The sequence below is a fragment of the Prolixibacteraceae bacterium genome, assembly GCA_019856515.1.
GTDB classification, from domain to species: Bacteria; Bacteroidota; Bacteroidia; order Bacteroidales; family Prolixibacteraceae; genus Halosquirtibacter; species Halosquirtibacter xylanolyticus.
In genome coordinates this window covers 933,653-945,772 of the sequence record CP082230.1, presented here as the reverse complement: position 1 = coordinate 945,772, position 12,120 = coordinate 933,653, and the positions used below count along the sequence as shown (strand labels likewise).

Here is a 12,120-nt window from a genome sequence, read left to right as displayed (position 1 = left end):
TTTTATATTCTAACTTTATTAAATTTACATCTATTAATAAAGTCCCTTATGGGGCTTTGTGTCATCTTGAGACATAAAGTACACCGATAAAAATTTCATAATTAATGCTGAAAGAATTTATAAAACAGACCGTTAACCTTTCTGATCCGTCATCGATTAAAAAAGCGTTAAATTATTTCTATCAACTGACCAAAGATAGAGCGTTTAAACTAGGGGAGTGTGATAAATATCCTTCTCTATTTGTTAATGACCATGGAGTCCCTTTCCATTATGAAGATATAGAGAATCGACCACGAATGCAGTTGGTAATGAACATGGGGGAGTATAGCTTTAACCATGAGACTCCTAGGTTTGATTATATTCGTTTTTCTGAGACGATATTGTTTGAAGCCGCAGTAAAGTACCCTGAGTTAAAAGCACTCGTCGTAACCATTGCCAAAGAGATAGTGGCACTATCTGTAGAGTTGAATAATACCTCGGATTTGTGGATTGATGAATACCACACTTTTGGACTGCATATCCTATTTACATTGGCACTAAACGATAATCAATATATCTATCTCATTGCTCAATATATCATTCCCTATTGGGATGACGAACATGCTGAAAACTCATTTCAACAACTGCAATATTTTGTGGGAGAGCTTGGCTATAGTAATCCATATGTGTTGAAAGCGATCGCTAACTGTTATAACGATAACCAAGTTCATTTGCTCGCTTTTCAAGAGGATTACGAAGCGGAAATGGAGACTTCATTACTCTGGGAACACTGTAAAGCCAATCCAAAGGATTTCAAGTTGCTGATGAAAGAGTTTATTCAACATATCAAATCAACACCTCCTCACATGAATGAGTTGGGAGGTACTACAAGATTAGGCGATTGGTATATTGAGAACCTATTTGGTTTCTATCCAGGAGATGAAAAAGGTAACACACCTTGTGGAGAAACCACTTTCGAGAGCCTATTCTGGGGATTTAGCAAAGAGGTGGATCAAGTGATGTCGCAGTTCAGTAAGAAGGATCTTTTCTTTCGCGATCGTCACAATGATGAAGAGGAGATCATGCATGACTATGAGAACGATATAGATAATCAAAATAGGGAATTTCTACTCAAAGGATTTGATAATGGCGAAGATATGTTACGCTATGTCGAAACGGGAGCCAATCCTGAAGTGCTTCAAACGATTGAGCCATCCTCTCTCCTTCAATTCTGTAAGAGAAAGAACCTGTCTCTATACTCTCGCGTGGAGTATTACGGAAGTGAATTTGATGAGATGATCCACCTCTTCTTTGAAACATACTATAATGAAGATGCTCATATCGAAGGAATGCAATATTTGGTCAACGGCGAAGACCCTTCAGGAATATCCCAATGTCTACGTCTCTTGGATGTCATCTTCCACCTTAATGGTTGTCGTGCATATAATGAGTACGTTATCCATAGTGTCTGTAATGAATATAAGATGTTATCGCATGCCGATTTCGATAAACGGTATATTCGAATAACGGATTACAAGAGTTATCTTCAAAACCTTGTTGCCTATATCAATCCAATCCACGCTGATGCCCTTCCAACAGAGAATTTGGAGCGTATCTATCGCTTATACAAGCATTCCGAAGAGCCTTGGTTGCGAATCCTTCATGATTTAAGACATACAAACCGTACTGATATTGATAATGAAATCCTTCGTAGTGCATTTGATTATGAGAACGATGTAACTCAGCCTACTGCTACCGAATTAATATCGATAGCTTATATCTGTATGAAAGAGGGGGGATTAAGCGCACCAGAAGAGTTGCGTCCATTAATCTCTTATTTCAAAGATAATTTTTGGAAAGTCTTCGATAAAGCAATGTTAGAGGAAGGCTTTAAATCGTATGATATTGAGCGTAGTGAGAAAGATCGTCTTATCGAGATGATCCATAGCCATTGCGAAGGTCCAAAGATGCCTCCACCACCTCCACGTGAGATAATGATCAAACTGATGAAAGGTGGTCCTGAGAGCCTAAATCCTGAAGAGAAAGAGATCTTCGAAACGTTGAGGAGAGAAGCTAAGAACCAATCCAAACCAGTTAGTGATAGTGTTATCTTTGAGCTCTATAAGAGTGTTGCAGCCGGAAAAAAAGAGGGTCAAAAGCAACTACATATCTCTGTGTTCAAAAGGGATAACTTTGGTCTATTACTCGCTACATGTCTATATAGCTATGATGCATTTCCTGGTGCAATGAGTAGTGTTTACATCCGTCTATTACATCTCTTTATCTCTTTGGCTCCGGTGAAAGCCATTCATGAAATATTTAAGTCATTTGTATCCTCTCGTTATTTCCATCGCGACTACACCTCTCTTGATATTGTGGAGTTTATCGATAAGCTAGAGAAGGTCAAAGTACCGAAATCATATATTACTGCATGGGAAATATACGAAAATAAGCATGCATTGTCCCAAGATGAAGAGGATAGAAGCACTGCTTATGCAACTTATATGTCACATGTTAACGACTATGCCTATGCCGATAGTTTTGAAGAGACCTCTAGTTTTGCCCTCTCTTTCGAAAAGTCACGTAAAAAAGCGGTCAAATTAGCCCTCGACTACCTTGATGCAGATACAATAGAGCTATTCCTCGAGAATGTAAATCAAGTAAATCCTAGTGAGGAGTACCTGCAGTTGAAGGGTGATAAATTCGAACAAGCACTGATTGAATTTACCCGTCGTATCATTAATTATGAAACACCTGATTGGGCACGTTCAGATGAAAAAAAAGAGGCTGTGGCCAAAGAACTTGCCTCTTTTAAACAGATGATAAAGGATTACCTATATGAAGATGAATCGTTTGATATAATAGAAGAGAATATACTACCTCGTGTTCATGATTATATCCCTTCAACTATCGATGATGTGATATGGGACGAGTCGGAAGTGCTGCGCCATCGTGCATTGTACATGTTTGGACGTATGGGCTATATGAATCGATTAGATGACTATTACCGTACATGGGAAAGACAATCTGATGAAGAGGTGATCGATGACTTCTGTAGTCTACTCGAAGAGCTTGGTTTTGAAACATCCTTTGTAGTAAAATTCTTAACCCATTACCACCACAAGGCGGCCCAGAATGATTGGAGCGAAGACTGTGAATATGGCAAACAGCTAATGGATCTATATGAATCATTGGACTTCACGGTAGACTTCAAAGAGATTACAGCTAGCGAGCTCTCTTTCTTGTTAACCCACATGCGTGATAAAGTGGAGTTGACGCCCAAATTACTCGTCTTATTTAATAATCAGAATCAAAAGATACAGTGGGATGCTGCATCTTGTATCGCCCATAATCTAGAGGAACGATACAAATATTTTAGTCCTGAAATAAAAGAGTTTGTTGCAACAGGCGATAGCCAAATTGTTGCATTGATGAAAAGAGTAATCGCCGAAGCTTCTCCTTTTGAGAGCAAAGAGGAAATAGAGCAATTATTGTCATAAGAGATCATTGTAAATAAAGTTAGAGGTACTCCATTGAAGTGCCTCTAACCTTTTGAGAATATCTCCCGACTTAACAAGATATGTCATGTCTTGTTAAGTCGGGAGATAAAAAGAGTAAAATATCTTACGTCAAACACTTTGTTTGAATATGAATTTCCTTGGGATAATTATCTTTGTAAACATAAATTAATGAAATCCTATATGAATAAATTAATTCGAATCCTTACACTTACCCTTCTCATTTCTTGCGCCTATACGCCATGTGCATGGAGCAATAACACCTCTCCATATTTTACTATAAAAAGAATAGCCAACAAAGATTATGCGATACCTCTAGTTCAAAGCGATATCCACCCTAAAGTAGCACAACGAATCAATCAAACTATCCAGATGGCTACCGTAGAGCGTCTCTACAACGTAGTGGGAGAGGGCATGCTCTTTAACAACCTAATGGATGAAAACATGCATGGGGTTTCTAATCTCGATTATAGCATATTGTCCAATACGCCATCAGTACTTTCTATAGAGTTTTGTTACGACACAATGGGAGCCTATCCAGACTATCATATTGCATATTTAAATTTTAATGCTGCCACAGGCAACATCCTAGACCTGTCCCAGTTATTCACTAGTGAAGGAGTCAGGCATCTAAATGATGAGGTAAGTCGGACGTTGAATGCATCTATTAAGAGCGAGTTACTCAATATGGTTACAAGTGAAGGGCTCAAAAAAGAAGAGATAGAAGAGCAGGGAGAGGTCTTGTTTCAACTGACGGAATGTAATGCTACACACGAGATCATTAAGTTTGGTATCAAAGAGGACCGAATCATCATGAATAAAGGAAGATGCTTACCCCATGTCATTCAATGCTATGATATCAACTGGACTATAGAAATGTTATTTAAAGACCTCTATATATCATACTTTTCGACCACGGGACAGAAACTTCTAAAGGAAAAAGTGCCGGTCCTAACTACTACTTATCCAATATCATCTAAAGAGATAAGTATCCATGGCAAGATTGACCACAAATATGCCTTTACAATGTTGCTCGATATTAGTTCAGACTATATCGATGGACGTTATTGGTACGATAAGAATGGAGTACTTATCGAGGTGAGAGCAAAGAAATTTAGTCAGAATGAGTTAGAGATTATCGAAGAGGGAGGCAAGTTTCTTATCGAAATTAATTTGGATGGTACGCTTTCAGGCCACTGGACCAATAACCAAGGAAAACAATTTCCTATAACATTCCAATAAAAAAAATATAGGTATACCCATCTTATGGTTGTTTTTAGACCGTGCGAATGAGGAAGCTAAATTTCTATTTGCCTATCAACCCAATGGAACGATATCTGGTCATTGGATCAAAACAAATGGAGATACTTTTCCAATAACCTTCCAATAAAAGGGATCACCTCACTGTCTTAATAAAAGAAGCTATAATCAAAATCACAATGAAAAAAATACACTACTACCTCTTACTGCTCACCTTAGGGATACACTCCTTGGGGTATAGCGCAAATGAAACGGAGGGGTTTAAAATATTTGCCATAAGCTATGGGGACTATTCGATCCCATTGGTGTCGAATCCCAATAGACCTATGGTCGTTCAGAGAATCAATCAGACCATTCAAATGTCGATCATAGAGAATCTATATAAAGAGAACCCTTCTAGCTACTTTAATCCCCTACTAAATAGGGCAGGTGATCGTATTGTGGGGGTACGTTATACTGTATTACTAAATACTCCAGCACTGCTTTCATTACAAATTCATAAGCACCTTCAAACTAGAGATAGTCAACGTATTGCTTATCTTAACTTCAATGCTGCTACAGGGGAGATCATAGATGTTAGAGAACTTTTTACCCCTCAAGGTTTCAGTGTGTTGGATTTCGAAGCAACGCAAGAATTTAGTATCTCTATAGAGCAATTTTATTACGATATGCTCTCACAGATGAAAAACTCCGAATTGGAAGAGTCTGACAAATCAATATTGGAGGATATGTTATTCTCAATGATTTACTGCAATACACAGCATCGTATATCTAAATATTCTATTACTCCCAATAATCTATTTCTAGCCAAGACTTCTTGTATGCCTGATACGAGATCTTTCTTTAACGATATTAATTGGGGCTATAATGTTGCGATAGATAAGTTAGATACCAACTATCTAACTTCTGCAGGACGACAACTACTTATTGAGAGAAAACCACTTCTTGATCCTAGTTATACGAAAGATGCCAAAGTGATGACCATTCATGGAAAGATCAACCATAAATATGCTTTTAGTATGATTCTAGACCTCACTAGTCATAAGGTGCTAGGAAAATATTGGTACGATAAAAATGGGGGGCTCATTGAATTTGAAGGAAAGAAGATCCATCCTAATCGTATTGAAGTAATAGAAGAGGGAGGGAAGTTCCTTTTTGAAATTCATACTGATGGAAAGATCACTGGAGATTGGATCAAAAGCAATGGACAAATTTATCCTATAGCATTTGATTAAACTATCCGTCACAAATTAGAAATAGCCGACGGATAAATTTATCATCATCAAACAAAATAATTATAACTTATAATCAACACAAAATGAAACGAATACTATATGTTTTTCTGTCATGGATGCTCTTCTCCATTCAAGGGTGGGCACAAAATAGTGTCAATAATCATTATTTTACTATTGACAACATCGATAATGAATATTTTTCGATCCCATGGGTGAAAAATACACAACATCCTAAAGTGGTAGAAAGAATAAATCAGACTATCCAAATGAACACCGTTGGGTGTCTTTACAAAGTGAAAGGTGAAGAGAAATTTTTTGAAGAGATGATGCCTCTCGATGGGACACAAGGAACCGTGGGACTAGACTATGTTATCCTGATCAACACCCCAGAAATTTTATCCATCGCTTTCACTAAGGAAACCAATGCTGCCTATCCCGATACTCATTATAGCTACTTGAATTTTAATGCGGCTACAGGACATCAAATCGAACTCGATGAGCTGTTTACCCCCAATGGACTATTGGAACTTCATATTCTGGCTGCTCGTCAATATAATCGAGCGATTCGTGAATTCTATCAAACAGCTTTTGATCGAGGGTTACTACAAAAAGGAGACTACGAATCTCGAGGTAAAGTCCTACTTGATTTAATGGAGTGTAACACCTCTAATAGAATATCTTTCTTTGGAGTGCAATCAGGCGACATCGTTGTGCGTAAAGATCGTTGTTTTGCCCATGTAGCACAGATTGTTGATATCGATTGGGAGACCACCGTAAGGGTAGATCATTTCAACAAAGAGGATCTTACTGCTCTGGGAGAAGCACTCTTAGTCGATAAGAAACCTATTGCTACAACTCACTATTCAAAGCATCCCAATAGAATGGAGATACATGGCCGAATCGATGGTAAATATGCTTTCACAATGAACCTCTATTTCGATGTAGATTCCGCTTGGGGAAGCTATTGGTACAATCATAATGGTGGTTTTATCAATATAGAGGTGAAGCAACTCTCTCCTGATACGATAGAAGTATCTGAAGATGGAGCAAAGTTCCTTTTCAAAATACAAGATGATGGAACGCTTACTGGACACTGGACCAAGTCGAATGGCAAAAGATACACCATTGCTTTCGATTAAGTGCAGAAAAGATTTATTATTAAGTTACGTGTTCATCTCTCGAATGGATTATCCGTCTATAGAAACCCATTGTCGTCTTATGATTCATCAAAGAGCAATTTAAAAAGATTGCATCATGAAAGAGTTTAAAAAAATCTTGCTGCAATTGTGCATGGCAAGAACTCAATAATTTCTAATAATTCACTTATCCAGCATAATAATAATGACCCAATTCAAAGTAAAAACAATCAACATCAAATTATCTCGTGTAGAGAAAATAACCAATATCTTCATCTTTATCTATATATGTATTGCATTTCAAATTGCTAGAGACGCATACTATGATGTAAATGATATGGCCATGGTCCTTTGGGGCATATCTATAATTGTGGCATTTATCCTCAAGTCCAAAATCACAGAAGTGATGCAAGAGAAAAGAAGAGCCAAGATCCATCTATTTATATTTAAAATAGGAGAGGACTCTTTTTCGATTCAGAAGGAAGGACTTACGCGAGAGTTTATATATAAGAATATGGAGATGATTAAGTGGAATGCTGCTCCACAAAAGCATCAAGCAGAAGATGAACAAGAGGATTGTGATCCTAACTATTATATCAATATGAAATTCAAAAATGGAGAGACCTATAGTCTTAATATGGAGCATAACTATAAGTTCGTTGATGGTGAAGAAAAACAGTTTGCAATCATGTGTGAGTATCTCAAATCTCAAGTTCACCGCCAAAACCTAGGTGCCCTTATCAATGGAAATTTTAATGGAATGGATTGACTTTTTATTATTAGGGTGCATTATTTAAATCAGGGGTTATCCATATTCCATCCTTGCACTCCTACACTTAGCGCCTTAGCGGTTCATTTAAATCCGTAACCATATTGTGGATATGGGACAGGCCTTCAGCCTTTGGTTGTGGGGTGGCTTTTTTACCCAAGGCTCCAACCGATACCTTGACCTTGCGGTCAAGGTACGGTTTCCACCATTGGGCTAGTTTAGGTCACCCCATTCGGGGCTGTTGAAGTATTGAATAGGTTGTTACATCATAAAAAGATCCGTTCAACTCGTGGCTATACTGTTTATTAGACGCGAGCATCGCGCCTCTACGTGGTTCATTTCCATTGTACCACAACCCTTCGTGCCTTTGCGTCTTAGAGGTGCTCACCAACTTACGCGTCAACCACAGAAAGATCTGTTTCATCGGTCTAACCTGTTTCATCTGTGTGCCATCCCGTGTGTTTCAACCCTTCGTGCCTTTGCGTCTTCGCGGTGCTCTTCATCTTACGCTTCAATCACAAAAAGATCCGTGGTAATCCGTCCAATCCGTGGCTATAATTCCCTTGCCCCCCAACTCTTCGCGCCTTAGCGTCTTCGTGGTGCTCTCCACCTTCCACTTCAACCACAAAAAGATCCGTGGTAATCCGTCTAATCCGTCCAATCCGTGGCTATAATTCCCGTGCGCTCCAACCCTTCGTGACTTAGCGTCTTCGTGGTGCTCTCCACCTTCCACTTCAAACAAAGATCCGTGGTAATTTGTCTAATCCGTCCAATCCGTGGCTATAATTCTTTACACTTCAGCCCTTCGTGTCTTAGCGTCTTCGCGGTGCTCTCCACCTTCCGCTTCAGCCCTTCGCGCCTTAGCGTCTTCGTGGTGCTCTCCACCTTCCGCTTCAACCACAGAAAGATCTGTTTCATCGGTCTAACCTGTTTCATCTGTGTGCCATCCCGTGCATTTCAACCCTTTGCAGCCTCTTTCTTTATTGGCAACAAAAAAGGTCTTTATGCAAAATATGCATAAAGACCTTGGGGATATTCTTATGCCTCTGGGGCATATAGAAATCAATTATTATAATGTTTTAGGCGATAGTCTGAATTTAAAACGGTACGTCTTATCTGCATAATACATATATGGCTCATGAGGTTTCGCTCCCCAGCTAGTATCTCCTCCAAGCCCCATCATCTTATGGTCAATATGAAGTTCAACAAAATCACCTACTACAACATCCGCTGGTGTTCTTAGAGCTTTTTTATTCTCTCCAGAATCTAATGTCTCAGTAGATTGGTGAAGGGCGTTGAATTCAATTGGAGTGTCGAGTGCTGTAACAGTCAGACCAATACCATTGAAATCTGAAAGGGATAACCAACGAACATCTGTTTTATGTCCTGTCTCCTGTGGACGACCATAGGCATAATATTGATCAGCCACTTTTGATCCATAAAGACCAATAAAAGCGGAAGTATTACGATCGATATAGTTCTCTTCTGGCCCTCTACCATAGTATTCCAAATTGTCGAAAGATCTTTTTAATCGCATCTTCATTCCGATACGTGGAATCTCTGACAACTTCTTGCCTTTAGCCTCAAACTCATATGCTACATCGATAACCCCTGCACTATTGACAGTGTAATCTACATTAACAGTACCTTCGACCTCTTTCAATGAGAAAACAGTATGAATATGAATCATTCCATCTTCCGACTGAGAACTCTTGATAGATTCCAATCTAGCATTCATTCCAGCATCTTTCCATGCCTTACCACGCTTTGGTAACTTATTACCAAAATCGTTATCTGTTGGAGCTCTCCAGAAGTTCACTACCAATGGGCTATTAACAATTGCTTCTCCATTTAATACATAGCTGCTTAGTGCACCATTATCTTTTGCGAAAGACATGTGGAAGTTCTCTCCTGAGATAGCCACTTGTTTTGTTTCGTCCTTAAGAATAATCTTGTCAGCTACATTCAGCTTATGGATATTGTTCCAATCATATCCTTTTATTGCAATTTGCTCTTCTGCCAATACATGTCCAATCTTAACGAAAGGTCTTGGCTTCATATTCAAGGCATAGATATTCACGAAATACTCTGCATCATCTTTCACTGTACCGTAATCGATACTATAGCTCTTCTCTTGTTGAGGTTTCAAAGCATCTGACCCGAAAGTGCCACCTTTTACTACTTCACCATTTCGAATCAATTCCCATTCGAACATCACATCTGAAAGGTTTTCAAAGAAACGACGGTTTTTAATCTTTACCACTCCTTTGGCGATATCCGATCCATTAAAGTCAATATTTTGATATACCTTCTTTACTTCATAGATACCTGGATGTACAGTGTGATCAGGGTTGATTAAACCATTGAAACAGAAATTACCATCATTATATTTGCCTTTAGGCTCAAAGTGACCACCATAACCCCAAACAGTCTGTCCATTTCGTTGCATCTCTAGCCCTTGATCCATCCAATCCCAGATAAATCCACCTTGCAATTGACGATGAGAATCTACTAGATCCCAATACTCTTTGAAGTTACCGTTACTGTTACCCATCGCATGGCTATACTCAGCCCAAATGAAAGGACGGTCATCACCTTTTTTCAACCACTGCTTCACATACTCAATACGATAGTACATGTGGCCTACGATATCTGTATGACGCTCTTTGATTGTTGTCTCTCTCTCGGCACGTTCATAATGTACTGGACGAGTGGTGTCTAGCTTATGTGCTGCTTTATATGCTGCAAGGAAATTAACTCCTGTCCCTGCCTCGTTACCCATACTCCAAACAATTACTGAAGGGTGGTTCTTATCTCTTTGGATCATGTTTAACACACGTGCGATATGTGCCTCTTGCCATTCTGGCTTATTAGCCAAAGTATTTTTAGGCGCATAACCATATCCATGTGATTCAATATTAGCTTCATCATAAAGATAGATTCCATACTTGTCACATAGAGCATACCATTTTGGATCATCTGGATAGTGGCATGTTCTTACCGCATTGATATTAAACGTCTTCATTAGCTTGATATCTTCGATCATCGAAGCTTCGTTCACTACGTGACCAAATTTGCCATCATGCTCATGACGGTTAACTCCTTTTAAAAGTACAGGCTGTCCGTTTACCAACAACTGACCATTTTTAACCTCTGTAGATCTAAAACCGACCATTGTAGAAGTCACTTCCAACGTTTTCTGATCCTTATCTTTCAATGTTAAAAGAAGTGTGTAAAGATTTGGATTCTCCGCTGACCACTTCTTTACTTGAGGTAGTGTACCGTCAAAAACTACTTTTTCTGATTTACCTCTGCCAATGGCTTTAATACTCGATGTGCCTTCCAACACTACTTTCTTGTCTGCATCCATTAGTTGGTATGCCACACTGCTCTTACGAGCTGTAGATCTATTCTTATTGGTAACATCTACTTCCAAAGAGAATACTCCATTTTCATAATTCTTGTCAAGAACTGTTTTGGCAAAGAAATCACGGATATGAGTTTTTGTGCGAGCAAAAAGGAATACATCACGCTGGATACCAGAGATTCTCCAAAAATCTTGATCTTCTAGATAACTACCATCTGTGAACTGGAATACTTGCACTGCAAGCTTATTCTTTCCTTTCACCAAGTATTTAGAGATGTCAAACTCCGAAGGTAATTTAGAGTCTTGACTATAACCAACTTTCTTTCCGTTCAACCAGATATAATAACCTGATTTAACAGCTCCCAATTGGATATAAACCTCACGACCACTCCAATTTTCTGGTACTTCAAAATAGGTTACATATGATCCAACAGGACTATAATTGTCCGCAATACGAGGTTGGTCTTTCTTAAAGGGGTAGGTTACATTGGTGTAGTTTGCATACCCATAACCATACATCTCCCAGTTTCCTGGTACTGTAATTTCACTCCATTCCGATTGGTCACTACCCATCTTGTAGAAGTCCATTGGACGTGCTGATGCCTTTTCTACATAGTTGAATTTCCATTGACCATTCAGACATTTGATATAGCTTCCTTCTGAAATCTCATTCTTTAGTGCTTTTGCCCTACTGTCGAAAGTGAAGAATGTCGCTCTTGCTTTCTCCCTGTTCTTTTCAAACACATTAGGATTTTCCCAATCGTTTTGAGCAAATGCCGATGTTCCAGTCAAGACTAGAAGCATCATAAATAGTTTTAATCTACGCATGTTTGTTTACAATTTACCGTTTTAGTTG

The 12,120-nt window shown here is 38.8% G+C and carries 7 protein-coding genes; 5 read left to right on the top strand and 2 right to left on the bottom strand.

Annotated elements, in window-relative coordinates; translation table 11 throughout:
- The first annotated feature begins 104 nt into the window (after positions 1-104).
- The 5 genes from K5X82_03260 to K5X82_03240 all read left to right on the top strand — a co-directional run bounded on the left by K5X82_03260 (position 105) and on the right by K5X82_03240 (position 7,897).
- Positions 105-3,479, top strand: coding sequence for a hypothetical protein (locus tag K5X82_03260; GenBank protein QZT37927.1), 3,375 nt, complete (start codon positions 105-107; stop codon positions 3,477-3,479).
- Positions 3,480-3,680: 201 nt separating this feature from the next.
- Positions 3,681-4,739 (top strand): hypothetical protein, encoded by a 1,059-nt coding sequence (locus K5X82_03255; protein ID QZT37926.1) that lies wholly within the window; start codon positions 3,681-3,683, stop codon positions 4,737-4,739.
- Positions 4,740-4,936: 197 nt separating this feature from the next.
- The gene (locus tag K5X82_03250) at positions 4,937-5,992 is read left to right on the top strand and encodes a hypothetical protein (protein QZT37925.1); all 1,056 of its coding nucleotides are present in this window, start codon (positions 4,937-4,939) and stop codon (positions 5,990-5,992) included.
- A gap of 83 nt (positions 5,993-6,075) precedes the next feature.
- Positions 6,076-7,131 carry a hypothetical protein gene (locus K5X82_03245; protein ID QZT37924.1) on the top strand — a complete coding sequence of 352 codons (1,056 nt, stop codon included), beginning with the start codon at positions 6,076-6,078 and terminating at the stop codon, positions 7,129-7,131.
- A gap of 202 nt (positions 7,132-7,333) precedes the next feature.
- Positions 7,334-7,897, top strand: coding sequence for a hypothetical protein (locus tag K5X82_03240; GenBank protein ID QZT37923.1), 564 nt, complete (start codon positions 7,334-7,336; stop codon positions 7,895-7,897).
- A gap of 223 nt (positions 7,898-8,120) precedes the next feature.
- On the opposite strand, the gene K5X82_03235 is transcribed toward K5X82_03240, so the two are convergent.
- Both K5X82_03235 and K5X82_03230 read right to left on the bottom strand, forming a co-directional pair.
- Positions 8,121-8,321 carry a hypothetical protein gene (locus K5X82_03235; protein ID QZT37922.1) on the bottom strand — a complete coding sequence of 67 codons (201 nt, stop codon included), beginning with the start codon at positions 8,319-8,321 and terminating at the stop codon, positions 8,121-8,123.
- 645 nt (positions 8,322-8,966) lie between these two features.
- On the bottom strand, positions 8,967-12,092 hold the full coding sequence (locus tag K5X82_03230) for a DUF4981 domain-containing protein (GenBank protein QZT37921.1): 3,126 nt from the start codon (positions 12,090-12,092) through the stop codon (positions 8,967-8,969).
- Positions 12,093-12,120: the final 28 nt, after the last annotated feature.